At 60.9% G+C, this 21345-nt stretch carries 32 protein-coding genes; 28 read left to right on the top strand and 4 right to left on the bottom strand.

Annotation, left to right across the window (positions count from 1 at the left end):
• Positions 1 to 527 precede the first annotated feature (527 nt).
• The 6 genes from rplB to FD715_RS19775 all read left to right on the top strand — a co-directional run bounded on the left by rplB (position 528) and on the right by FD715_RS19775 (position 3666).
• Positions 528 to 1370, top strand: a complete 843-nt coding sequence (gene rplB, locus FD715_RS19800; RefSeq protein ID WP_039688626.1) for a 50S ribosomal protein L2 — start codon at positions 528 to 530, stop codon at positions 1368 to 1370.
• A gap of 3 nt (positions 1371 to 1373) precedes the next feature.
• On the top strand, positions 1374 to 1652 hold the full coding sequence (gene rpsS, locus FD715_RS19795; RefSeq protein ID WP_039688624.1) for a 30S ribosomal protein S19: 279 nt from the start codon (positions 1374 to 1376) through the stop codon (positions 1650 to 1652).
• On the top strand, positions 1649 to 2029 hold the full coding sequence (gene rplV, locus FD715_RS19790; RefSeq protein ID WP_039688623.1) for a 50S ribosomal protein L22: 381 nt from the start codon (positions 1649 to 1651) through the stop codon (positions 2027 to 2029). The genes rpsS and rplV overlap by 4 nt, the downstream gene beginning before the upstream one ends.
• Positions 2029 to 2736 (top strand): 30S ribosomal protein S3, encoded by a 708-nt coding sequence (rpsC, locus tag FD715_RS19785; protein ID WP_147114125.1) that lies wholly within the window; start codon positions 2029 to 2031, stop codon positions 2734 to 2736. Before rplV ends, rpsC begins: the two co-directional genes overlap by 1 nt.
• 12 nt (positions 2737 to 2748) lie before the next feature.
• Positions 2749 to 3162, top strand: coding sequence for a 50S ribosomal protein L16 (gene rplP / locus FD715_RS19780; RefSeq protein WP_039688620.1), 414 nt, complete (start codon positions 2749 to 2751; stop codon positions 3160 to 3162).
• A gap of 324 nt (positions 3163 to 3486) precedes the next feature.
• On the top strand, positions 3487 to 3666 hold the full coding sequence (locus tag FD715_RS19775; RefSeq protein WP_147114122.1) for a hypothetical protein: 180 nt from the start codon (positions 3487 to 3489) through the stop codon (positions 3664 to 3666).
• A 537-nt stretch (positions 3667 to 4203) separates the two neighbouring features.
• On the opposite strand, the gene FD715_RS19770 is transcribed toward FD715_RS19775, so the two are convergent.
• A complete protein-coding gene (locus FD715_RS19770) occupies positions 4204 to 4824 on the bottom strand; it encodes a TIGR02466 family protein (RefSeq protein ID WP_147114120.1) in 621 nt (206 codons plus the stop codon).
• Between the two features lie 285 nt (positions 4825 to 5109).
• Between FD715_RS19770 and rpmC the strand changes: the two genes are divergently transcribed.
• The 12 genes from rpmC to FD715_RS19710 all read left to right on the top strand — a co-directional run bounded on the left by rpmC (position 5110) and on the right by FD715_RS19710 (position 10177).
• Positions 5110 to 5310, top strand: a complete 201-nt coding sequence (gene rpmC / locus FD715_RS19765) for a 50S ribosomal protein L29 (protein ID WP_039688614.1) — start codon at positions 5110 to 5112, stop codon at positions 5308 to 5310.
• Positions 5311 to 5320: 10 nt separating this feature from the next.
• Positions 5321 to 5551, top strand: a complete 231-nt coding sequence (gene rpsQ, locus FD715_RS19760; RefSeq protein WP_008555996.1) for a 30S ribosomal protein S17 — start codon at positions 5321 to 5323, stop codon at positions 5549 to 5551.
• A gap of 142 nt (positions 5552 to 5693) precedes the next feature.
• A complete protein-coding gene (gene rplN / locus FD715_RS19755) occupies positions 5694 to 6062 on the top strand; it encodes a 50S ribosomal protein L14 (protein WP_008757934.1) in 369 nt (122 codons plus the stop codon).
• Between the two features lies 1 nt (position 6063).
• Positions 6064 to 6369, top strand: coding sequence for a 50S ribosomal protein L24 (gene rplX / locus FD715_RS19750; protein WP_147114117.1), 306 nt, complete (start codon positions 6064 to 6066; stop codon positions 6367 to 6369).
• A complete protein-coding gene (rplE, locus tag FD715_RS19745) occupies positions 6369 to 6932 on the top strand; it encodes a 50S ribosomal protein L5 (RefSeq protein ID WP_147114114.1) in 564 nt (187 codons plus the stop codon). The genes rplX and rplE overlap by 1 nt, the downstream gene beginning before the upstream one ends.
• 17 nt (positions 6933 to 6949) lie before the next feature.
• Positions 6950 to 7255, top strand: coding sequence for a 30S ribosomal protein S14 (gene rpsN / locus FD715_RS19740; protein WP_147114111.1), 306 nt, complete (start codon positions 6950 to 6952; stop codon positions 7253 to 7255).
• 13 nt (positions 7256 to 7268) lie between these two features.
• A complete protein-coding gene (gene rpsH / locus FD715_RS19735) occupies positions 7269 to 7661 on the top strand; it encodes a 30S ribosomal protein S8 (protein WP_039688604.1) in 393 nt (130 codons plus the stop codon).
• A gap of 12 nt (positions 7662 to 7673) precedes the next feature.
• Positions 7674 to 8207: a 50S ribosomal protein L6 gene (gene rplF, locus FD715_RS19730; protein ID WP_039688602.1), complete on the top strand. Its 534-nt coding sequence runs from the start codon at positions 7674 to 7676 to the stop codon at positions 8205 to 8207.
• 11 nt (positions 8208 to 8218) lie between these two features.
• Positions 8219 to 8578, top strand: a complete 360-nt coding sequence (gene rplR / locus FD715_RS19725) for a 50S ribosomal protein L18 (RefSeq protein ID WP_039688599.1) — start codon at positions 8219 to 8221, stop codon at positions 8576 to 8578.
• 103 nt (positions 8579 to 8681) lie between these two features.
• On the top strand, positions 8682 to 9260 hold the full coding sequence (rpsE, locus tag FD715_RS19720; protein ID WP_039688597.1) for a 30S ribosomal protein S5: 579 nt from the start codon (positions 8682 to 8684) through the stop codon (positions 9258 to 9260).
• Positions 9261 to 9265: 5 nt separating this feature from the next.
• A complete protein-coding gene (gene rpmD, locus FD715_RS19715) occupies positions 9266 to 9454 on the top strand; it encodes a 50S ribosomal protein L30 (protein ID WP_147114108.1) in 189 nt (62 codons plus the stop codon).
• Between the two features lie 99 nt (positions 9455 to 9553).
• Entirely contained in the window at positions 9554 to 10177 is a 624-nt protein-coding gene (locus tag FD715_RS19710; RefSeq protein ID WP_147114104.1) for a hypothetical protein, read from the top strand.
• On the opposite strand, the gene FD715_RS19705 is transcribed toward FD715_RS19710, so the two are convergent.
• Positions 10120 to 10875 (bottom strand): VWA domain-containing protein, encoded by a 756-nt coding sequence (locus FD715_RS19705; protein ID WP_223274990.1) that lies wholly within the window; start codon positions 10873 to 10875, stop codon positions 10120 to 10122. The two genes, FD715_RS19710 and FD715_RS19705, sit on opposite strands and share 58 nt — an antisense overlap.
• A gap of 79 nt (positions 10876 to 10954) precedes the next feature.
• On the opposite strand from FD715_RS19705, the gene FD715_RS19700 reads away from it, so the two are divergent.
• A complete protein-coding gene (locus tag FD715_RS19700) occupies positions 10955 to 11599 on the top strand; it encodes a 2-hydroxychromene-2-carboxylate isomerase (RefSeq protein ID WP_147114101.1) in 645 nt (214 codons plus the stop codon).
• Here FD715_RS19700 and FD715_RS19695 read toward each other — a convergent pair.
• Both FD715_RS19695 and FD715_RS19690 read right to left on the bottom strand, forming a co-directional pair.
• Positions 11556 to 12251: a hypothetical protein gene (locus tag FD715_RS19695; protein ID WP_147114098.1), complete on the bottom strand. Its 696-nt coding sequence runs from the start codon at positions 12249 to 12251 to the stop codon at positions 11556 to 11558. The two genes, FD715_RS19700 and FD715_RS19695, sit on opposite strands and share 44 nt — an antisense overlap.
• A gap of 127 nt (positions 12252 to 12378) precedes the next feature.
• Positions 12379 to 13026 (bottom strand): hypothetical protein, encoded by a 648-nt coding sequence (locus FD715_RS19690; RefSeq protein WP_147114094.1) that lies wholly within the window; start codon positions 13024 to 13026, stop codon positions 12379 to 12381.
• 297 nt (positions 13027 to 13323) lie between these two features.
• Here FD715_RS19690 and rplO point away from each other — a divergent pair, with 297 nt between their 5' ends.
• The 9 genes from rplO (at position 13324) to FD715_RS19645 (ending at position 21307) form a co-directional block, all read left to right on the top strand.
• A complete protein-coding gene (gene rplO / locus FD715_RS19685) occupies positions 13324 to 13794 on the top strand; it encodes a 50S ribosomal protein L15 (protein WP_147114091.1) in 471 nt (156 codons plus the stop codon).
• A 117-nt stretch (positions 13795 to 13911) separates the two neighbouring features.
• Positions 13912 to 15276, top strand: coding sequence for a preprotein translocase subunit SecY (secY, locus tag FD715_RS19680; protein ID WP_147114088.1), 1365 nt, complete (start codon positions 13912 to 13914; stop codon positions 15274 to 15276).
• Positions 15277 to 15300: 24 nt separating this feature from the next.
• Positions 15301 to 15879, top strand: coding sequence for an adenylate kinase (locus tag FD715_RS19675; protein WP_147114083.1), 579 nt, complete (start codon positions 15301 to 15303; stop codon positions 15877 to 15879).
• 182 nt (positions 15880 to 16061) lie between these two features.
• Positions 16062 to 16430 (top strand): 30S ribosomal protein S13, encoded by a 369-nt coding sequence (gene rpsM, locus FD715_RS19670; RefSeq protein WP_147114081.1) that lies wholly within the window; start codon positions 16062 to 16064, stop codon positions 16428 to 16430.
• Between the two features lie 12 nt (positions 16431 to 16442).
• Positions 16443 to 16835, top strand: a complete 393-nt coding sequence (gene rpsK, locus FD715_RS19665) for a 30S ribosomal protein S11 (RefSeq protein WP_147114078.1) — start codon at positions 16443 to 16445, stop codon at positions 16833 to 16835.
• A gap of 113 nt (positions 16836 to 16948) precedes the next feature.
• Positions 16949 to 17965, top strand: a complete 1017-nt coding sequence (locus tag FD715_RS19660) for a DNA-directed RNA polymerase subunit alpha (protein WP_039688716.1) — start codon at positions 16949 to 16951, stop codon at positions 17963 to 17965.
• Positions 17966 to 18091: 126 nt separating this feature from the next.
• On the top strand, positions 18092 to 18511 hold the full coding sequence (gene rplQ, locus FD715_RS19655; RefSeq protein ID WP_147114075.1) for a 50S ribosomal protein L17: 420 nt from the start codon (positions 18092 to 18094) through the stop codon (positions 18509 to 18511).
• A 110-nt stretch (positions 18512 to 18621) separates the two neighbouring features.
• Positions 18622 to 19998, top strand: a complete 1377-nt coding sequence (locus tag FD715_RS19650) for a trypsin-like peptidase domain-containing protein (protein WP_147114072.1) — start codon at positions 18622 to 18624, stop codon at positions 19996 to 19998.
• A 1-nt stretch (position 19999) separates the two neighbouring features.
• Entirely contained in the window at positions 20000 to 21307 is a 1308-nt protein-coding gene (locus tag FD715_RS19645; RefSeq protein ID WP_147114069.1) for a replication-associated recombination protein A, read from the top strand.
• The last annotated feature ends 38 nt before the right edge of the window (positions 21308 to 21345 follow it).

The following is a 21345-nucleotide window of genomic DNA, read 5'->3' as shown; positions in this document are numbered from 1 at the left end:
CGGGTCCTGACCCTAGGCGACACACTTCAAAATGCGTATCCGCCCGGAATCAAGCCGAAGGCGCCGGGCGAGCGCCTGACCGTCCCGGCGGTCTGGCGCTATGTCACCCGCGCGCTGCCCGATGGGAGGTGGGGATGTGCTTGGCTGCCATAAAGTGTGTCGTTCGAGCGTTGTGGCGCCAGCCCACGTCAGGTGCTCGACCGGCTTTGGGTGGTGTTGGTGGCTATGGGGGACGGCGGGCTGAAGCCCGCCCTACCGCTCCTTTGATGTGTCCGGCTTAACGGTGTGTGAGTTGCCGATGTTGGACAGTGGGCGGAATGCCCACCCTACGGGTTGACCCCACTTCCTGCCTGACCTAAACGACCCCATCTGCACTGCCCCGGATTCGTCCGGGGCTTTGCCGTTGTTCGTAAGGCGGATGCGTCATCCGCCAGATCGGACGCACTACTCGGGCACCTTCGGGGGCCTTTAACCATAGGCGGGGGTGATCGCACCCATCGTCGTTTAGCAAAACGGAAGACAGTAACATGGCACTCAAGTCGTACAAGCCGACGACGCCGGGCCAGCGTGGGCTGGTTCTGATCGACCGTTCGGAGCTGTGGAAGGGGCGCCCCGTCAAGGCGCTGACCGAAGGTCTCACCAAGAATGGTGGCCGCAACAACACCGGACGGATCACGATGCGCCGCAAGGGCGGCGGGGCAAAGCGCCTCTATCGGATCGTCGATTTCAAACGGAACAAGATGGACGTCACGGCCACAGTCGTGCGCATCGAATACGACCCCAACCGGACCGCGTTCATTGCCCTCGTGCAATACGAAGATGGCGAGCAGGCTTATGTCCTGGCGCCGCAGCGTCTGGCCGTGGGCGACAAGATCGTGTCGAGCCTGAAGGCCGACATCAAGCCCGGCAACACCATGCCTTTCTCCGGCATGCCCATCGGGACAATCGTGCACAACATCGAACTGAAGCCCGGCAAGGGTGGTCAGATCGCGCGTGCTGCCGGCACCTATGCCCAGTTCGTGGGGCGTGATGGGGGCTATGCCCAGATCCGTTTGTCCTCGGGCGAGCTGCGTCTGGTCCGTCAGGAGTGCCGCGCCACCGTGGGTGCCGTGTCGAACCCCGACAACTCGAACCAGAACTTCGGTAAAGCAGGCCGTATGCGCCACAAGGGCATTCGCCCAAGCGTCCGTGGTGTGGTTATGAACCCGATCGATCACCCCCATGGTGGTGGTGAGGGCCGGACCTCGGGTGGTCGTCACCCCGTGTCGCCCTGGGGCAAGCCCACCAAAGGTGCGCGGACCCGCAACAAGAACAAAGCGTCGCAGAAGCTTATCATCCGCTCGCGTCACGCCAAGAAGAAGGGGCGCTAAGATATGGCACGCTCTGTTTGGAAAGGCCCGTTTGTCGACAGCTATGTGCTGAAGAAAGCGGAAGCGGCCCGCGAGTCGGGACGCAACGAAGTCATCAAGATCTGGTCCCGTCGGTCCACCATTCTGCCCCAGTTCGTGGGTCTGACCTTTGGTGTGTATAACGGCCAGAAGCATATTCCCGTGAACGTGACCGAAGAGATGATCGGCCAGAAGTTCGGGGAATATTCGCCCACGCGGACCTACTACGGTCACGCCGCTGACAAGAAGGCGAAGCGCAAATGAGCAAGGATAAGAACCCCCGCCGCGTGGCGGACAACGAGGCGATGGCGAAGACGCGCATGTTGCGCACGTCTCCGCAGAAGCTGAACCTGGTTGCCCAGATGATCCGTGGCAAGAAGGTGGACAAGGCCCTGACCGACCTGACCTTCTCGAAGAAGCGGATCGCGCAGGACGTCAAGAAGTGCCTGCAATCTGCAATTGCCAACGCAGAAAACAACCACAACCTGGATGTGGACGAGTTGATCGTGGCGGAAGCCTGGGTCGGCAAGAACCTCACCATGAAACGTGGTCGCCCACGTGCCCGCGGTCGTTTCGGCAAGATCATCAAGCCGTTCGCCGAGATCACGATCAAAGTGCGCCAGGTAGAGGAGCAAGCCTGATGGGTCAGAAAGTCAATCCGATCGGCATGCGCCTGCAGGTGAACCGCACCTGGGACAGCCGCTGGTACGCCGACACCAAGGACTACGGCAATCTGTTGTTGGAAGACATCAAGATCCGTGAGTTCATCAAGGAAGAGTGCAAACAGGCCGGTGTGGCCCGTGTGATCATCGAGCGTCCGCACAAGAAGTGCCGCGTCACGATCCACACAGCCCGCCCCGGTGTCATCATCGGCAAGAAAGGCGCGGACATCGAAGTGCTCCGCAAGAAGCTGGCCAAGATGACCGAGAGCGAGCTGCACCTCAACATCGTTGAGGTTCGTAAGCCCGAGCTGGACGCGCAACTGGTGGGCGAGAGCATCGCACAGCAGCTTGAGCGTCGTGTGTCCTTCCGCCGTGCCATGAAGCGCGCCGTGCAGAACGCCATGCGTATGGGTGCCCTGGGCATTCGCGTGAACGTTGCCGGCCGTCTGGGTGGGGCCGAGATTGCCCGCACCGAGTGGTATCGCGAAGGCCGTGTGCCTCTTCACACCTTGCGGGCGGACATCGATTACGCCCACGCCGAAGCCATGACCCCCTACGGGATCATCGGGATCAAGGTCTGGATCTTCAAAGGTGAGATCATGGAGCACGATCCGGCTGCGCGCGACCGCAAGGCCCAGGAACTCCAGGACGGTCCGGCCCCCCGTGGCGCCGGTGGCCGTCGCTAAAGGAGAGTAGAGATGCTTCAACCAAAGCGTACGAAGTTCCGTAAGCAGTTCAAAGGCTCGATCAAGGGCAAGGCAAAGGGCGGGTCCGACCTGAACTTTGGCACCTACGGCCTGAAGGCGCTGCAGCCCGAACGGGTCACCGCCCGTCAGATCGAAGCAGCACGTCGTGCGATGACACGTCACATGAAACGTCAGGGCCGGGTCTGGATCCGGATCTTCCCCGACGTGCCTGTAACGGCCAAGCCGATCGAAGTGCGGATGGGTAAAGGTAAAGGCTCGGTCGACCGTTGGGCGGCCAAGGTCAAACCCGGCCGCGTGATGTTCGAGATCGACGGTGTGAACGATGATGTGGCCCGCGAGGCCCTGCGTCTGGCGGCGATGAAGCTGCCGATCAAGACGCGGGTTGTTGTTCGGGAAGACTGGTAAACCGATTGCGCCCCATCGGGGCGCAATCCGTGCGCGGCAGGGTATTTGCCAAAGGCAAATGCACGAGAGCGGCACCCGGTAGAAATTGAGAAGCCCCCGGCGTGAGAGCGTCGGGGTTTTTTTATGCGGGTTGTTCAACGTGATGTTGGTATGTTTCTGGCGCAACCCCACTCAGTGGTGTTGTGAGGGCAGCCAAGCACCACGTGTCGTATGCAACTTAATTGCTTCGACGGCTTTCGGACATTTTTCTCTTCCCCAGTGAGATGGTTGCCAATATTTAGCGGAGCTAGGAGCTCAAACATCATTCTATAGCGAGGAATGTGTATGGAGTTCTGGACCATCCTACGAGAAGCGGAACTGAACCTGTTCGTTATGTCAGGCAGCGGTTTGGGTGCTGTATTGCTTACGTTGGTTGCGTTGGCGATTGTCTTGCGCGCACGTCGCGGGGAAAGCTTGGCAACTTTGATCAAAGCCTTGCCAACTTTTCGCAAGCGCAACGATTGAGCTGCAATTCCCAGCCAGGCACCCAGCCTGGCCAGCGCCCGACCGACCTCCCCCCGGAGGGCGGGCGCTATGTCGACATCTGCGCTGAGCGGTTATGCTGTGCTTGACGGTGAGGGAGCGCGCAGATCAGAGGCCCTCCAGGTCGGTCGGGCGCCGGCCTGTTTCGAACGTAAGAACCGAGAGACCCAGCGCGGAATCAAGGCCGCAGGCCGCCGCGTCATCGACAGGCCACCCCCGGGCCTGTCGATTGGGTGATGTCAGCGCTTCGCTCGGATGGAAGATGTGCTTGGCTGCCATAAAGTGCTGCTGAAGGTGCGTTGGATCGACAGACCGTGGCCTGTCGATGGCGCGGCTCGGCGCATTGGATCGGGCGCGTGCGGTGCGCAGTGAATGCGCACCCTACGGAGTAAGAGGTAACGTGGCTGGTCTAGGGCTCCGCCCGTTCGGACCTTAAACACCCCCCGTTCAGCGGGCAAACGCCCCACTGGGGCCTTCGCTGATCCGCTTCACTGATCGCCGCTGCGCGAACCGGTCCTCTCACTCCCAACCGTAGTTGAAACTCACCGAGACCCGTTCCTCCTCGGCCATGTTCATGGGCACCTCGTGCCGCAGCCAGCTTTCCCAGAGCAGCACATCGCCCACCGACGGTTTGGCGTAGTGGAATTGGCGCAGGTCCTCGGGCGCGTCTTTTGTGCGACCCGGTGAGGCCATCATCATCGGCAGACGGGGGTCTTCGAGTTTCAGCGCGCTCGTGCCTTCGGGCATCGCCACGTAGGTCGTGCCGGAGATCACGGAGTGGGGGTGGATGTGGCTGGTGTGGATGCCGCCTTCGGGCAGGATGTTGATCCAGATACTGTCAAGTTTGAGTGTCTTGTCGCCCAGATCGAAGGCGAGTTCCTTGGCGAAGGCGGCGACGTGGGCGTCGAGTGCTTTGACCACGTCCGCGAAGATCGGGAAGCGCCAGGGCAGGTCGTCGAGTGAGGCGTAGGAGGTGTAGCCGGGATAGCCCTCGCGCTCGCACCAGTCGTGGCCGGCCTCGTCATCCTCGGCGATGGCATAGCAGTGCTGTTCCAACTCGTCCGGGTCGATCTTGGGGGCGAACTCGGAGAGCGGGGCGTGGTAGAGGCGGGTGGCGAAGAGGGATGTGATTTGAGACATGTCGGTTCAATATCGCGGAACGCGATATTGAACCAGTGCGCGACAGGGTATTTGCGGTAGCAAATGTACGAGAGCGGCACTCGGTTGAATGGTATTGCGCAGCCGGACAAGACATAGATGTTGTGTGCGCGACGGCGGCCCATAACAGCCGTGTTTTTCTTTGCCGGAAAGGGGTTGCCATACCCCCGGTGCCCCCATATACGGCCCCTCTATTCACCCACTCCACGGGAATCGGTGTCACGCCCAGCTGGGCAGCACCCTCGTGATGTTGAAAGGACAATGGCGATGAACGCCCAGGAACTTCGGGATAAAACCCCGGACCAGTTGCGTGATGAGCTGGCAAATCTGAAGAAAGAAGCCTTTAACCTGCGTTTCCAGCAGGCCACAGGTCAGCTTGAGAACCCGGCGCGTCTGCGTTCGGTCCGTCGGGATGCCGCGCGCGTCAAGACGATCCTCAACGAACAAGCCCGCAACGCGGCAGAATAAGGAGAGCACTATGCCAAAGCGTATCCTGCAAGGCGTCGTGACCTCCGACGCAAACGCACAAACAGTGACCGTGTCCGTCGAGCGCCGCTTTACGCACCCGGTTCTGAAAAAGACCATTCGTAAGTCCAAGAAGTACCGGGCGCACGATGAAAAAAATGCCTTCAAGGTCGGTGACACCGTTCGCATCATCGAATGCGCGCCGAAATCGAAGACAAAACGCTGGGAGGTGCTGGAGGCGTAAGCCTGTGCTCTCATCCAGACCTGACGGTCTGTCTTCGCGAAGACGGGCCAGGGGGCCGGATGAGCCATCGCACCAACCGCATTAATCGAAACCCTGGGGATCAGGCGAACGCATCAGCCCCCCAAAGGTCGGGAGACACCAAATGATCCAGATGCAGACAAACCTGGATGTTGCTGACAACTCCGGCGCCCGCCGAGTGCAGTGCATCAAGGTTCTGGGTGGTTCCAAGCGTAAATACGCATCCGTCGGCGACATCATCGTCGTGTCGGTCAAGGAAGCCATCCCGCGTGGTCGTGTGAAGAAAGGGGACGTCCGCAAGGCCGTCGTCGTGCGCACCGCCAAGGAAGTCCGTCGCGAAGACGGCACAGCGATCCGCTTTGATCGCAACGCCGCCGTCATCCTGAACAACAACAACGAACCCGTTGGCACCCGTATCTTCGGGCCGGTGGTGCGTGAGTTGCGCGGCAAGAACTTCATGAAAATCATCTCGCTCGCCCCGGAGGTGCTGTGATATGGCTGCCAAACTGAAAAAAGGCGACAAGGTCGTCGTTCTCGCTGGCAAGGACAAGGGCAAGGAAGGCACGATTTCTTCCGTGAACCCAAAGGCGAACAAAGCCGTCGTTGACGGCATCAACATCGCCATCCGCGCCACCCGTCAAAGCCAGACCAGCCAAGGCGGTCGCATCCCCAAGGCGATGCCGATTGACCTGTCGAACCTGGCTCTGCTTGACGCCAACGGCAAACCCACCCGCGTGGGCTTCAAGATGGACGGCGACAAGAAAGTGCGCTTTGCCAAGACAACAGGGGACGTGATCTGATGCTCGACACAGCCAACTACACCCCGCGCCTGAAGGCCCAGTACAAGGACAGCATCCGCGCTGCCCTGAAAGAGGAATTCGGCTACAAGAACGACATGCAGATCCCGCGTCTGGACAAGATCGTTCTGAACATCGGTTGCGGCGCTGAAGCTGTCAAAGACAGCAAGAAAGCAAAATCCGCACAGGAAGATCTGACCGCCATCGCCGGACAAAAGGCCATGACCACGAAAGCCAAGAAGTCCATCGCTGGCTTCCGCGTGCGTGAGGACATGCCCTTGGGTGCGAAAGTAACCCTGCGCGGCGACCGCATGTATGAATTCCTGGACCGTCTGATCACCATCGCGCTGCCCCGCGTCCGCGACTTCCGCGGCGTGTCCGGCACATCCTTTGATGGCCGTGGCAACTACGCCATGGGCATGAAAGAGCACATCGTCTTCCCCGAGATCGACTTCGACAAGGTCGACGAGACCTGGGGGATGGACATCGTGATCACCACGACAGCCGACACCGATGCCGAAGCAAAATCCTTGCTGAAGCACTTCAACATGCCCTTCAACTCGTAAGCGCAGAGGACAAAGATATGGCGAAAAAATCCATGATCGCGCGCGAAGTGAAGCGCGAAAAGCTGGTGAAGAAGTACGCCGCCAAGCGTGCGGAACTCAAAGAGATCATCAGCGATGAAAGCAAACCGATGGAAGAGCGTTTCCGCGCCTCGCTGAAGCTGGCAAAACTGCCCCGCAACAGCTCGGCCACGCGCCTTCACAATCGCTGCCAGCTGACCGGTCGTCCGCACGCTTACTATCGTAAGCTGAAGATCAGCCGGATCGCGCTGCGGGAGCTTGGCTCTGCCGGCCAGATCCCCGGCCTTGTGAAATCAAGCTGGTAAGGGAGAGATAGTCATGAACGATCCTATCGGCGATATGCTCACCCGTATCCGCAACAGCCAGATGCGCGGCAAATCCGTGGTTGAGACGCCTGCGTCGAAACTGCGCGAGCGCGTTCTGGAAGTGCTGGCGGACGAGGGTTACATCCGTGGTTTCGAGAAGACCACCGGTGCAAACGGCCACCCGGCCATTGAAATCAGCCTGAAGTACTACGAAGGCGAGCCTGTGATCCGCGAACTGAAGCGCGTGTCCAAACCTGGCCGTCGTGTGTATATGGGTGTGGGCGAGATCCCGCAGGTCCGTCAGGGCCTCGGTGTAGCGATTGTCTCCACCTCGAAGGGCGTGATGTCGGATGCAAGCGCGCGCAGCCAGAATGTTGGCGGCGAAGTGCTTTGCACGATCTTCTAAGGAGAACAGCAGATGTCTCGTATTGGTAAGAAACCGGTCGATCTGCCCTCGGGTGTCTCCGCCACCCTCTCCGGCCAGACGATCGAAGTGAAGGGCCCCAAGGGCACCCGCAGCTTCACCGCCACCGACGACGTGACCCTCAAGGTCGAAGACAACGTTGTCACCATCGAACCCCGCGGCAAGTCCAAGCGCGCGCGCCAGCAGTGGGGCATGTCCCGCACGCAGGTGCAGAACTGCGTGACCGGCGTGACCGAAGGCTTCAAGAAAGAGCTGGAAATCCAGGGTGTGGGTTACCGGGCGCAGATGCAGGGCAACACCCTGAAGCTGAACCTGGGTCTGTCCCACGACGTGGATTTCGTGGCGCCCGAGGGTGTCACCGTCACTGCCCCCAAGCAGACCGAGATTGTGGTCGAGGGCATTGACCAGCAGCAGGTTGGCGAAGTGGCCGCGAAAATCCGCGAGTGGCGCAAGCCCGAGCCCTACAAGGGCAAAGGCATCCGCTACAAAGGTGAATTTATCTTCCGCAAGGAAGGTAAGAAGAAGTAAGGACCAGACAGATGGCAAACAGCAAACGGACCCTGTTCCTCAAGCGCCGCCTGCGCGTCCGGAACAAACTGCGCAAGGTCAACGCTGGACGCGCGCGCCTGAGCGTGCACCGTTCCAACAAGAACATCAGCGTGCAGCTGATCGACGACGTGAACGGCGTGACCCTCGCCTCGGCCTCTTCCCTGGAAAAGGACCTGGGCGTTGTCGGCAAGAACAACATCGACGCGGCCACCAAGGTGGGCACGGCGATTGCCGAGCGCGCGAAGAAAGCTGGCGTGGAAGAAGCATACTTCGACCGCGGTGGGTTCCTCTTTCACGGCAAGGTGAAGGCTCTGGCCGACGCTGCGCGTGAAGGTGGTTTGAAGATCTAAGACCCTGTGAGGGGCGGCACCGCCCCTCCGATGATCCGGGAGCCTTTGGTTCACTGGGATTGAGTTGAACTGGCGAAAGCCACCTGAGTAAGGATGTGTTCTGATGGCAGAACGTGAAAACCGCCGGGGCAACCGTCGCGACCGCGACGAGGCACCGGAATTTGCAGATCGCCTGGTTGCGATCAACCGCGTGTCGAAAACAACGAAAGGTGGCAAGAACTTCGGTTTCGCCGCGCTCGTCGTTGTGGGCGACCAGAAGGGCCGCGTTGGCTTTGGCAAAGGTAAAGCGAAAGAGGTCCCCGAGGCCATTCGCAAGGCCACCGAGCAAGCCAAGCGCCAGATGATCCGCGTGCAACTGCGCGAAGGCCGCACGCTGCACCACGACATGGAAGGTCGTCACGGCGCCGGTAAGGTCGTCATGCGCACCGCACCTGAGGGTACTGGTATCATCGCCGGTGGTCCGATGCGCGCCGTGTTCGAGATGCTGGGCGTCAAGGACGTTGTGTCGAAGTCCATCGGCTCGGCCAACCCCTACAACATGATCCGCGCCACCATCGACGGTCTGAAGAAAGAGCAAAGCCCCCGTGGCGTTGCGCAGCGTCGTGGCAAGAAGGTCGCCGACATCCTGCCCAAGCGGGACGAAGCGCCGTCCGAGCAAAGCCAAGTGGCTGAGGAGGCCTGAGACAGATGGCAAAGACAATCGTCGTCAAACAGATCGGCTCGCCGATCCGTCGCCCCGAAAAGCAGCGCCAAACGCTGATCGGCCTGGGCCTGAACAAGATGCACAAGACCCGCGAGCTGGAAGACACACCTTCCGTCCGCGGTATGGTCCGGAAAATCCCGCACCTGGTCGAGATCATCGAAGAGAAGGGCTAAACGCCCCGGCTGTCTGGCCCTGTGCCGGATGAGAGACTTTGAACGCCCCGCCTTTTGGTGGGGCGTTTTTTATGTTGCAAGGGGTTTGGGCGCCTATAGTTGCGTATTTTGAAGCAAAGAAGAAAGGTGTGTCTTTTGTTTTGGAAATGGGTCTGGCGGGGCTTAGCGGCATATGTTTTGGCCCTAGTGACTTATGGAGCTTGGCCATTTGCGGCTGCCACGCAAGTTCCAGCTGTGCTGGCATTGGAAACGCGGTTACTCAAGCCAGTTGTTGGCTTTGTTTTCTCAAGTAGCAGCGCCAATGTGGGTTTAAATCCCATCTCCAACGGAGAGCAGGTTCCGCGTGATCCTAGGGTTTCTTCACGTGAGACAATTGATGACGTGAATGACGTTGACAGGTTTCTTTTTGTTCTTGATGGGTTCGACAGCGCGCGAGAGAACGAGTTAATCAAGTATTTTAAACTTGACGCTGAAGAAATTGCTGCGCTCGAGCCAGGCAGTTCAATGTCCAGGGAAACCATAGCGTTGCGAACTCGCCTGCATCCCTTGCCGTTCTACGTCCAACGTAAGTCTTTTGCTTTCGTAGATATGCAGTATTTGGCAGCAACCTATCGAAGCGATTGCGTGGTCAAGATTTTATATGACTTTGCCCTGAATATGTCTGATCAGGATTTCAAAGACGGGTGCGAGCGAAGTTCCGGGGATGGGGCCGCGAGGGGTTGAACTGGTAAACCAATCAACGCACACCCCAATGTCGCCCGCAGCGCATCCGCCAACTCATTCACTGTCTCGGTCGAGAGATAGAGCCCACCCGTCCGGTCGGCGAGGCATTTGGCCACCGTGTTGCCTGCGCCCACGTCCACCTGTTCGGGGTTGTCCCAGCTGAAGAAGTCCACGACCACCTGGAAGCCGATGACGTGGACTGTCAGGTCTTTGGCCTCGGACGCGAGTGCTGTTCCAAGCGCGCAAGGCCGTCCGCCGCAGGTCTCATTACCGTCTGTCACCAGTACCACGATGCCGGATCGGTTGCGGTGGTCGAGCGCGTCTGCTGCCGCGCGGACGGAGGCGGCGAGGGCGGTCAGCCCTTTGGGTTGCATGGCATCGATTTCGGTCAGGATGTCTAAGGCGGCGTCGGCGCGGGGGCCGAAGCGGAGGTCGATATTGGCGCAGCTATCTGCGTTGCTGCCGGGGCCGTAGGTCAGAAGGCCCACGCGGCGGAAGGGGGTGATGTCGGGCAGGGCCTGTCGGAGCGCGTCGCGGGCGTCCACAATCCGTGTTTTGCGTGAGATGTCGAAGCTGAGCTCGTCCATGGAGGCGGAGCCGTCGAAGACCAGCATCGCGTCGCGTGCGCAGCCTGCGGCTGTGAGGGTTGAGGGCAGGGCGGTTGCGAAGGCGGCGGCAAGGGTGAGGATGCGGAACATAAGGGCAGAGTGGCATTAGCTGACGGACGGTCGCAACGGTGCATTGTGTGCCTGCGCGTTCGGTCCTAGCCTGCGCGGCATGACCGAATTGACCTATTACTATTCCGCCCATTCTGCCTTTGCCTATCTCGGCTCTGCCCGCGTGATGCAGATCTGTGCTGCGCATGGGCTGACATTGGTACATCGCCCCATGCCTTTGTCACCGGTGGTCGAGGCGCAGGGCAGTCTGCCGTTTCGGCAGCGGACGCAGGCGCATGTGGATTACTTCTTTGGCCGTGAGATCGAGCGGTGGGCAGAGCTGCGTGACGTGCCGGTCGTGTCGTTCCGTCCGACCCATCACGATGCGGATTATGCGCTGGCCAGTCACTTGCTCCTTGCCCTTGGCGACCGGGGGCCGGATGTGGATGCGCTGGCGCATGCCATTCTCGAGGCGCATTGGTGGGACGATGCGGATTTGTCGGATGCGCCCACGTTGCGCGCGCTTGTGGCCGGGTTGGGCCATGATGCGGATGCGCTCTTTGCTGCGGCCAGCGCGCCTGAGGTGGCGGCGCAGTATGAGGCCAATGGGCAGGCGGCGTTAGCGGCCAGTGTGTTCGGTTCACCGACCTATGTGCTGGAGGGGGAGGTTTTTTACGGGCAGGACCGGCTGGAGTTGCTGGAGCGCGCAGTAACGCAGCCGTTCACTCCGACGCGCTGGGTGAACCCGCCCGTTGAAACGACATGACCGACAGGGTCAGGTGCTGGCGATGCTCGGGCTCTTCTGCGACCGGGCGCCGCTTTTGAACGAGCCGCCCAGCGGCCATGCAGGCCATGATCCCGCCGGACAGCGCCATGACATAGAGCGGGTAGGCCAACAATAGCCAGTCCGCGCGCCCGACGGCCACGACCGCCAACAGGGCAGAGACGAAGAATGCGGCCCATGTGGCCCACGTTTCTGATTGCGGGTCGAGGAACGTCTTTTTCATCGTCAGAAGCCCGCCCATCATCGACATGGTGATGGTGACGAAGAGGGAATAGGCGGCATTTTCCATCTCGGCCCAGAGCCAGATGCCGACGGCGGTGGCAGTCAGGACCTGGCTGTCTTCGGTCTGGAACTTCAGGCCGGTTGTCTTCCAGAACGTCAGGGCGCAGATGATAACGGTGCCCGCGGTCTGGATCGCGGCGAAGCCGAGCGACTGGTCGGCACCCTCATAGACCTGGCTGAGCAGGGACACTGCGCTGAGGAGCGCCCAGATCAGCCATGAGGCCCGTTCGGGCCGTGTGCGGTTTGTGAGGATGTCCCGAATATAGGGCCAGAACGCATAAATGCTGAGCGCAGCTGATGCGAGCCCGGCGCGATAGGCGACGTCAGGATGCTGTGCAATGGCGTGCAGCAAGGCGGGCTCCGGTTGCGTGTGGTGGCCTGTTTGGTCTGCTGATGGCCCGTTCGGGCTCGTCTTGATCGCCAAGTATACCCGAAAACCACGCAAGAACAGCTATATCTTGGGCGGGCGCCTGATTTTTCTACACCGCATTGCCCGCGGGCCGACGCGTCGTAGCAAAAGCGGCGTGATGTCCGCGGGTGCGGCCCAAGACCATCGCCAGAATGATGCCAGTGTAGAGGCACAGCAGGTAGAGCGGATAAGCCAGCAGCACCCAATCGAGATGCTTCACGGCACAGATCGCGCAGACAGCGGCCAACCACGAGATCACCCATGTCGACATCGTTTCGGTGCCTGGCGTTCGGTACGCCTTGGCGATGGTTGCGGCACCGCCCAACATGGAGATCGAGATAGTGATGAGCAGTGCGTACGCGGCACTGTCCGTCGCGGCCCAGAGGCCCAGACCGATCGCTGCCGCCGCCAGAATGGCTTCATCGCCCGGGTTCAGGAACCGCCCCTGACCGCGCCAGATCGACAGCCCGAAAATCACCATGGTCCAGCCAACCTGTATGGCCGCAAACCACAGAGATGCGGTCGCTCCTTCCACGATTTGAGAGACGAGGGCGATGCTGCCCAGGACGGACCAGATCAGCCAGCATGCCCTTTGTGGCTGTGTCCGCCCGCGCACCACATCGCGCGCATACGGGTAAAAGGCATAAATACTCAGCAAGGCGGAGGCCAGACCAAAGAAAGCGGCAGGCCCACCGCCTTGCAAAAGGACGTCAATCAAATGGCTTCTCCAAAATCGGTGCATCCGGGTGGATGCGGGTCGTGAAATGTGTGTGCTGCTAAAAACGTACGGCAATAACTATACGGAACCGTCTATCAGACCTCGCCCAGCTCGATCAGTCCGGTATTCCTTACTGTCGCGATGCTTTGGCGTGCCGCGGGTTACATGGGCTTGATCCGCCGCCACACGCCGTCTATACGCGCCCAGTGGCGCAGTGCGCCGCGAGAATCAAAACCAAGAAACGCCGTGGTTGTCCCGTTCACGCTTCGTGGGGCACATCCGGCAAGGAGAAGCGATATGAAACTGAACGAACTGCGCGACAATCCCGGCGCAACCAAGAAACGCACCCGCGTTGGCCGCGGTCCCGGCTCTGGCAAGGGCAAGATGGGTGGCCGTGGTATCAAAGGTCAGAAATCCCGTTCGGGTGTGGCCATCAATGGCTACGAAGGCGGCCAGATGCCGCTCTATCAACGTCTGCCCAAGCGCGGCTTTAACAAGCCGAACCGCAAGGCATTTGCCGTTGTGAACCTGGGCCTGATCCAGAAGTTCATCGATGCGGGCAAGCTGGACGCCAAGGCTGCTATCGACGAGGACGCGCTGATTGCCTCCGGTCTCGTGCGCCGCAAGCTGGACGGTATCCGCGTTCTGGCTAAGGGTGAGATCACCACGAAAGTTGAACTTTCGGTGACTGGCGCCTCCAAATCGGCTGTCGAAGCCGTTGAAAAAGCGGGCGGGTCGCTGACGACCACCGCGGCGGCCGCCGAGTAAGCCAGTTTGACGCCTTGTGAGCCGCGCGCCAGCGGCTTACATAGTCTCTAGTCTTTCCTACGCCGCCCGCCGGGAAACCGTGCAGGGCGGCGTTTCGCCATAAAGGAACACGCCCGCATGGTATCTGCCGTCGAGAATATGGCCGCCAACACGAGCTGGAGCGCTCTGGGCAAGGCCACCGACCTGCGCAACCGCATCCTGTTTACCCTCGGTCTGCTGATCGTCTACCGCCTTGGTACCTTCATCCCGGTGCCCGGCATTGATGGCGCGGCCCTGCGGGAGTTCATGGAAAGCGCCGGTCAGGGGATCGGTGGCATGGTATCCATGTTCACGGGTGGCGCGCTGGGCCGGATGGGCATCTTTGCCCTGGGCATCATGCCCTATATCTCGGCCTCGATCATCGTGCAGCTTCTGACCTCGATGGTGCCCAAGCTTGAACAGCTCAAGAAAGAGGGCGAGCAGGGGCGCAAGAAGATCAACCAATACACCCGCTACGGCACCGTGGCGTTGGCGACCTTGCAGGCTTACGGTCTGGCCGTGTCGCTGGAATCCGGTGATCTGGTGACTGATCCGGGCATGTTCTTCCGCATTTCATGCCTCATCACACTGGTTGGCGGCACCATGTTCCTGATGTGGCTGGGTGAACAGATCACCGCACGCGGCATCGGTAACGGTATCTCGCTGATCATCTTTGTCGGCATCATTGCCGAGGTGCCTGCGGCACTGGCACAATTCTTTGCCTCGGGCCGCTCTGGCGCGCTCAGCCCCGCGATCATCGTCGGTGTGATCGTGATGGTGATCGTCACCATCACCTTCGTCGTGTTCATGGAACGCGCACTGCGCAAGATCCACATCCAATATCCGCGCCGTCAGGTCGGCATGAAAGTCTATGACGGCGGCAAGTCCGACCTGCCGGTCAAGGTGAACCCCGCAGGTGTGATCCCCGCGATCTTTGCCTCGTCGCTGCTGCTGCTGCCCGTGACCATCTCGACCTTCTCGGGCGGCTCGACCAATCCGGTCATGTCGTGGCTGCTTGCCAACTTCGGTCCTGGCCAGCCGCTCTACCTGCTGTTCTTTGCCGCGATGATCGTGTTCTTTGCCTACTTCTACACGTTCAACGTCAGCTTCAAACCGGATGACGTGGCCGAGAACCTGAAGAACCAGAACGGCTTTGTCCCAGGCATTCGTCCGGGCAAGCGAACCTCGGAATACCTGGAATATGTCGTCAACCGCGTGCTGGTTTTGGGCTCTGCCTATCTGGCGCTGGTCTGTCTGCTGCCGGAAATCCTGCGCGGTGAGTTCGCCATTCCGTTCTACTTCGGGGGCACATCCGTGCTGATCGTGGTGTCGGTGACCATGGACACGATCCAACAGGTTCAAAGCCATCTGCTGGCGCACCAGTACGAAGGTCTGATTGAGAAATCGCAACTGCGCGGAAAGGGCAACAAGACCCGCCGCAAACGGAGCCCTGTGCGCCGATAAGGCGACCAAGGGAGGGGACAGCTGATGAACATTATTCTCTTGGGCCCGCCGGGCGCGGGCAAGGGAACGCAGGCGCGTTTTCTTGTTGAAGAGCGTGGCATGGTGCAACTGAGCACCGGTGATATGCTGCGCGCAGCCAAGGAGAGCGGCACGGAGATGGGCCAGATCGTGGCCGACGTCATGGATCGTGGCGGGCTTGTAACGGACGAAATCGTCATCGGCCTGATCCGCGAACAGCTTGAGACGGTCAAGGCGAACGGTTTCATCTTTGACGGCTTCCCCCGCACTTTGGCGCAGGCCGATGCGCTGGCGGATCTGCTGGCCGAGAAGGGCGAAAGCCTGGACGCCGTGATCGAACTTGAGGTCAATGACGAGGTGCTGGTGGACCGCATCGTGGGCCGCGCTGCCGAGGCCGCTGCCGCAGGCCAGTCCGTGCGGGCGGATGACAACGCCGAGTCGATGAAAGTGCGCCTGATGGAGTACTACAAGAAGACTTCTCCGCTGATTGGGTACTACTATGCCAAGGGTCAGCTGACGAAGGTTGATGGGCTGGGTGAAATCGCGGATGTGAAGGCGGCGATTGCCAAAGTCCTTGACAGCTAAGTCGAGGGGTTGACGCACCCTTAATCAACGCCTATCTCACGCCATCTCTAACGAGAATCAAAGACCGAAACGCGTCCGGTCGGATCACCTGATCAGCGGCAGGCCCGGGGGCAAAATCCTTGGGCCTTATGTTGTGAAAAAAGGGCCTGGAATGACGGGCTCGCAACGAAAGGAAGCCTTACGTGGCACGTATTGCAGGGGTCAACATCCCCACCGCCAAGCGTGTTCCGATCGCCCTGACCTACATCACGGGTATCGGCAACACCTCCGCTCAGAAAATCTGCGAAGCTGTCGGCATCGACCTGACACGCCGCGTGAACGAACTGAGCGATGCAGAAGTTCTGAAAATCCGCGAGCACATCGACGAGAACTACACCGTCGAGGGTGACCTGCGTCGCGACACGCAGATGAACATCAAGCGCCTGATGGACCTGGGCTGCTACCGTGGCCTGCGCCACCGTCGCAACCTGCCTGTCCGCGGTCAGCGCACAAGCACCAACGCTCGTACCCGCAAAGGCCCCGCAAAGGCCATTGCCGGCAAGAAGAAATAAGGAGGCGCATCCATGGCACGTGACACACGGCGCGGCGGTAAGCGCAAGGTCTCCAAGAATATCGCGGCGGGCGTTGCCCACGTGAATTCCTCGTTCAACAACACCAAGATCCTGATCTCGGACGTGCAGGGCAACGCCATTTCGTGGTCGTCGGCTGGCACCATGGGCTTCAAGGGCTCGCGGAAATCCACGCCCTACGCCGCCCAGATGGCTGCCGAAGACGCGGGCCGCAAGGCGCAGGAACACGGTGTGAAGACGCTGGAAGTCGAAGTGCAGGGCCCCGGTTCGGGCCGTGAAAGCGCACTGCGCGCCCTGGCCGCCGTTGGGTTCAACATCACGTCGATCCGCGACGTGACGCCGATTGCCCACAATGGCTGCCGTCCGCCCAAGCGCCGCCGCGTCTAAGCGACAACTGAACACTCTTTGGGGCCTGCGGTTCGCACGGCCCCAAACCGCTTTTTGAAACCTCGGGAGTTTGCGCGTTTGGACATGGCACGCAGACAGGAATGGAGGGACGCATGATCCACAAGAACTGGGCCGAACTGATCAAGCCGCAGCAGCTTGACGTCAAGCCGGGCAACGAACCCGCGCGACAGGCCACTGTTGTTGCCGAACCGCTGGAGCGCGGCTTTGGCCTGACCATGGGCAACGCGCTGCGTCGCGTGCTGATGTCGTCGCTGCAAGGCGCGGCCATCACATCCGTGCAGATCGACAATGTGCTGCACGAGTTTTCATCCGTGGCCGGTGTCCGTGAAGACGTCACCGACATCATCCTGAACCTCAAGCAGGTCAGCCTGCGCATGGAAGTCGAAGGCCCCAAGCGCCTTTCGATCTCTGCCAAGGGTCCGGGCGTTGTGACCGCGGGTGACATTTCCGAAAGCGCCGGGATCGAGATCCTGAACCGCGATCTGGTTATCTGCCACCTCGACGACGGTGCCGATGTCTACATGGAACTGACCGTGAATACCGGTAAGGGCTACGTGTCGGCTGACAAGAACAAGCCGGAAGACGCGCCCATCGGCCTGATCCCGATCGACGCCATCTACTCGCCCGTCAAGAAGGTCAGCTATGACGTGCAGCCCACCCGTGAGGGCCAGGTGCTGGACTATGACAAGCTGACCATGAAGGTCGAAACCGATGGCTCCATCAGCCCTGACGATGCCGTGGCCTTTGCCGCGCGCATCCTGCAGGACCAGCTGGGCATCTTCGTCAACTTCGACGAGCCGGAAAGCGCCTCGCGTCAGGACGACGACGACGGTCTCGAGTTCAACCCGCTTCTCTTGAAGAAAGTGGACGAGCTGGAACTGTCGGTCCGGTCTGCAAACTGCTTGAAGAACGACAACATCGTCTACATCGGCGATCTGATCCAGAAGACCGAGGCAGAGATGCTGCGCACGCCGAACTTCGGCCGCAAGTCGCTGAACGAGATCAAGGAAGTGCTGTCGGGCATGGGTCTGCACCTTGGCATGGATGTCGAGGACTGGCCGCCGGACAACATCGAAGATCTGGCCAAGAAGTTCGAAGACAACTTTTAATGGTGCGGCGGGGTGAAACCCCGCCCTACCGCCCCTGGGCAAGGATGCCCCAAGGAGAGTCCGTGACACGCATCGCGGGCCAGACAAAGCAAAACAGCCCGTAGAGGGCAAAAAGGAGAAAAGAAAATGCGTCACGCACGTGGTTACCGCCGCCTGAATCGGACACATGAGCACCGCAAGGCTCTGTTCGCCAACATGGCTGGCTCGCTCATCGAACATGAGCAAATCAAGACAACTCTGCCCAAGGCAAAAGAACTGCGCCCGATCATCGAAAAGATGATCACGCTGGCCAAGCGCGGCGACCTGCACGCCCGCCGTCAGGCCGCGGCCAAGCTGAAAGAAGACCAGTATGTCGCAAAGCTGTTCGACGTTCTGGGCCCGCGCTACAAGGACCGCCAGGGCGGTTACGTCCGCGTTCTGAAGGCCGGCTTCCGCTATGGTGACATGGCGCCGATGGCCATCATCGAATTCGTGGACCGCGATCGCGACGCGAAGGGTGCCGCCGACAAGGCCCGCGTTGCTGCCGAGGATGCGGCCGAAGAATAAGCCAGGATGTGATGCCTGATGAAAAGCCCTCGCCCCGCGGCGGGGGCTTTTTGTTTTGATGTGCCGCTGCGCTTGTATTGGCCGCGCTGGATTTGCATATTTTTGGAACAATGAAGTTTCTGATCCCCCTCCTTCTCTGCTGTCTTCCCCTGGTGGCCAATGCTGAGACTCGCGTGCCGCAAAGCCAGTCCGAGATTACCCTCAGCTTTGCGCCGTTGGTGCGAGAAACGGCGCCAGCGGTCGTGAACATCTATGTCCGCTTCGTCACGCAGGCCCGCGCGCGGACGCCATTCATGGACGATCCGTTCTTTGAGCGTCTGTTTGAAGGCTTTGGTCAGCCGCAACCGCGTGTGCAGAACTCGCTCGGCTCCGGTGTGATCCTGAGTGACGACGGGATTGTCGTGTCCAACTACCATGTGGTGGGGCAGGCGACCGACATCCGGATCGTGCTGAATGATGGCCGGGAATATGACGCGCGGGTGCTGCTGGGTGATCAGGAGAGTGATCTGGCGATCCTCAAAATCGATGACGTCAGCGATCTGCCTTTCCTAGCCCTGCGCGACAGTGAGACGGTCGAGGTCGGCGAACTGACACTCGCCATCGGCAACCCCTTTGGCGTCGGGCAGACCGTGTCGTCCGGCATCGTCTCGGGCCTTGCCCGGTCGGGTGGGTCGAACGGACGCGGGGCCGGATACTTCATCCAAACCGACGCGCCAATCAATCCGGGCAACTCGGGTGGAGCGCTGGTGGACATGCGGGGCGATCTGCTGGGCATCAATACCCGTATCCTGAGCCGCTCGGGTGGCTCGAACGGGATCGGCTTTGCCATCCCCGCTGATCTGGTCGCGGCGTTTGTCAAACAGGCGCGCGATGGGAACGACCGGTTTGTCCGGCCCTGGGCCGGGGCGACCGGGCAGGCGGTGGATGCGGATCTGGCGGAAACGCTTGGCCGTGACCGTCCCGGTGGCATCATGCTGGCTGGACTGCATCCTGCGAGCCCTCTGGCGGATGCTGGTTTCGAAGTGGGCGACGTGGTTCTCTCCGTCGATGGCGCGCCGGTGGGCAGCCCGGGTGAGATGCTATTCCGCATGAGCGTTGCCAGCGATCAGGACAGTGCCACCATGACCCGGCTGAGGGGCGGTGAAGAGGAGGACCTGACCGTCGCCCTGATCCCACCGCCCGACGATCCGCCTCGGGACGAGACCGTGCTGCCCGAAGACAGCAGTCTGCCCGGCCTGACCCTTGCACGCATCAACCCCGCGTTGCTCGCGGAGTTGAACCTGCCTATTGCCGCCGAAGGGGTCGTCGTTTTGGACGAAGGGCCAATTGGCCGCCGCGTGGGCCTGCGGCGCGGCGATGTCTTGCAGCGCATCGACCGACAGGATGTGGATACGCCCGCGCAGGCGGCGGCGATCCTTTCCGAGGCCCGGCGCGGTACAACCGTGCGCGCCATCCGCGGCAACAGCCGTATCGTGTTGCGGTTCTGACGTGACCGACCTTTTCGGATCAGCGCCGCCCGCGCCCGATACCGGGCCGCGCCCCCTTGCAGACCGGTTGCGCCCGAAAAAGCTGTCGGAGGTCATTGGGCAGGCGCAGGTGCTGGGCCCGGAGGCACCGCTGACCGTCATGCTGTCCTCCGGCGCGTTGTCCTCGCTGATCTTCTGGGGCCCGCCCGGCGTGGGCAAAACGACCATCGCCCGGCTGCTTGCGCATGAGACAGACCTGCATTTCGTCCAGATCTCGGCGATATTCACAGGTGTCCCGGACCTCAAGAAAGTGTTCGAGGCGGCTAAGATCCGGCGGCAGAACGGGCAGGGCACGCTCCTGTTCGTTGACGAGATCCACCGCTTCAACAAGGCGCAGCAGGACGGGTTCCTACCGCATATGGAGGACGGGACGATCCTGCTGGTGGGGGCCACGACCGAGAACCCGAGCTTCGAGTTGAACGCCGCTGTGCTCAGCCGCGCGCAAGTGCTGGTGCTGGAACGGCTTGACCTAAAGGACCTCGAATTGCTGGCCCAACGGGCCGAACAGGAGTTGGACAAGGCCCTGCCGCTGGATGGCCCCGCCCGCGAGGCACTGCTGGAAATGGCGGACGGCGACGGGCGTGCGCTGCTGAACCTGATCGAACAGGTCACCGCCTGGACGGTTGAGGGCAAGCTGGACAAGGATGCGCTGGCCACCCGCCTGATGCGCCGGGCCGCACAATACGACAAATCAGGCGATGCGCATTACAACCTGATCTCGGCTCTGCACAAATCGGTGCGGGGGTCTGATCCCGATGCGTCGCTCTACTGGTTTGCGCGGATGCTGGAGGGCGGAGAAGACCCTCGCTTTCTTGCCCGCCGCATCACGCGCATGTCGGTTGAGGACATCGGCCTCGCCGACCCGCAGGCGCAGGCGGTGTGCTTGCAGGCGTGGGAAACATATGAACGGCTGGGCTCGCCCGAGGGCGAACTCGCTCTGGCGCAGGCGCTTGTCTACCTTGCCCTCGCGCCGAAATCGAACGCGACTTATGTGGCTTACAAGGGCGCGCGCAGGGCCGCCAAACAGACCGGATCGCACCTGCCGCCCAAGCACATCCTGAACGCGCCCACATCGCTGATGAAGGATCAGGGATATGGCAAGGACTATGCCTATGACCACGATGCCGAGGATGGGTTTTCAGGGGCCAACTACTTTCCCGACGGGATGGAGCGGCCCGACCTCTACCAACCGGTCGAGCGCGGTTTCGAGCGCGAGCTGCGCAAGCGGGTCGACTATTTTGCCAAGCTGCGGGCCAAGCGGAACAGCTAGCGCGGCTTGACTCTTTGCGGCTGAGCGACGACAGACCG

The sequence above is a fragment of the Tateyamaria sp. syn59 genome (assembly GCF_007995245.1).
In the GTDB taxonomy this organism is placed as follows: Bacteria; Pseudomonadota; Alphaproteobacteria; order Rhodobacterales; family Rhodobacteraceae; genus Tateyamaria.
Note: the sequence above shows the minus strand (reverse complement) of the source record. Positions and strands in the feature narration are given on the sequence as shown.

What these genes read in the sequence shown, in the direction of transcription:
- rpsN (WP_147114111.1), top strand. Translation starts at nt 6,950, where the DNA reads ATGGCGAAAAAATCCATGATCGCGCGCGAAGTGAAGCGCGAAAAGCTG.
- rpsC (WP_147114125.1), top strand. Translation starts at nt 2,029, where the DNA reads ATGGGTCAGAAAGTCAATCCGATCGGCATGCGCCTGCAGGTGAACCGC.
- secY (WP_147114088.1), top strand. Translation starts at nt 13,912, where the DNA reads ATGGTATCTGCCGTCGAGAATATGGCCGCCAACACGAGCTGGAGCGCT.
- FD715_RS19700 (WP_147114101.1), top strand. Translation starts at nt 10,955, where the DNA reads ATGACCGAATTGACCTATTACTATTCCGCCCATTCTGCCTTTGCCTAT.
- rplN (WP_008757934.1), top strand. Translation starts at nt 5,694, where the DNA reads ATGATCCAGATGCAGACAAACCTGGATGTTGCTGACAACTCCGGCGCC.
- rpsE (WP_039688597.1), top strand. Translation starts at nt 8,682, where the DNA reads ATGGCAGAACGTGAAAACCGCCGGGGCAACCGTCGCGACCGCGACGAG.
- FD715_RS19705 (WP_223274990.1), bottom strand. Translation starts at nt 10,875, where the DNA reads ATGTTCCGCATCCTCACCCTTGCCGCCGCCTTCGCAACCGCCCTGCCC.
- rplE (WP_147114114.1), top strand. Translation starts at nt 6,369, where the DNA reads ATGCTCGACACAGCCAACTACACCCCGCGCCTGAAGGCCCAGTACAAG.
- FD715_RS19675 (WP_147114083.1), top strand. Translation starts at nt 15,301, where the DNA reads ATGAACATTATTCTCTTGGGCCCGCCGGGCGCGGGCAAGGGAACGCAG.
- rpmD (WP_147114108.1), top strand. Translation starts at nt 9,266, where the DNA reads ATGGCAAAGACAATCGTCGTCAAACAGATCGGCTCGCCGATCCGTCGC.
- rplX (WP_147114117.1), top strand. Translation starts at nt 6,064, where the DNA reads ATGGCTGCCAAACTGAAAAAAGGCGACAAGGTCGTCGTTCTCGCTGGC.
- rpmC (WP_039688614.1), top strand. Translation starts at nt 5,110, where the DNA reads ATGAACGCCCAGGAACTTCGGGATAAAACCCCGGACCAGTTGCGTGAT.
- rplP (WP_039688620.1), top strand. Translation starts at nt 2,749, where the DNA reads ATGCTTCAACCAAAGCGTACGAAGTTCCGTAAGCAGTTCAAAGGCTCG.
- FD715_RS19775 (WP_147114122.1), top strand. Translation starts at nt 3,487, where the DNA reads ATGGAGTTCTGGACCATCCTACGAGAAGCGGAACTGAACCTGTTCGTT.
- FD715_RS19650 (WP_147114072.1), top strand. Translation starts at nt 18,622, where the DNA reads ATGAAGTTTCTGATCCCCCTCCTTCTCTGCTGTCTTCCCCTGGTGGCC.
- rplO (WP_147114091.1), top strand. Translation starts at nt 13,324, where the DNA reads ATGAAACTGAACGAACTGCGCGACAATCCCGGCGCAACCAAGAAACGC.
- rplR (WP_039688599.1), top strand. Translation starts at nt 8,219, where the DNA reads ATGGCAAACAGCAAACGGACCCTGTTCCTCAAGCGCCGCCTGCGCGTC.
- rpsS (WP_039688624.1), top strand. Translation starts at nt 1,374, where the DNA reads ATGGCACGCTCTGTTTGGAAAGGCCCGTTTGTCGACAGCTATGTGCTG.
- rplB (WP_039688626.1), top strand. Translation starts at nt 528, where the DNA reads ATGGCACTCAAGTCGTACAAGCCGACGACGCCGGGCCAGCGTGGGCTG.
- FD715_RS19660 (WP_039688716.1), top strand. Translation starts at nt 16,949, where the DNA reads ATGATCCACAAGAACTGGGCCGAACTGATCAAGCCGCAGCAGCTTGAC.
- FD715_RS19770 (WP_147114120.1), bottom strand. Translation starts at nt 4,824, where the DNA reads ATGTCTCAAATCACATCCCTCTTCGCCACCCGCCTCTACCACGCCCCG.
- rpsH (WP_039688604.1), top strand. Translation starts at nt 7,269, where the DNA reads ATGAACGATCCTATCGGCGATATGCTCACCCGTATCCGCAACAGCCAG.
- rplQ (WP_147114075.1), top strand. Translation starts at nt 18,092, where the DNA reads ATGCGTCACGCACGTGGTTACCGCCGCCTGAATCGGACACATGAGCAC.
- rpsK (WP_147114078.1), top strand. Translation starts at nt 16,443, where the DNA reads ATGGCACGTGACACACGGCGCGGCGGTAAGCGCAAGGTCTCCAAGAAT.
- rplF (WP_039688602.1), top strand. Translation starts at nt 7,674, where the DNA reads ATGTCTCGTATTGGTAAGAAACCGGTCGATCTGCCCTCGGGTGTCTCC.
- rplV (WP_039688623.1), top strand. Translation starts at nt 1,649, where the DNA reads ATGAGCAAGGATAAGAACCCCCGCCGCGTGGCGGACAACGAGGCGATG.
- rpsQ (WP_008555996.1), top strand. Translation starts at nt 5,321, where the DNA reads ATGCCAAAGCGTATCCTGCAAGGCGTCGTGACCTCCGACGCAAACGCA.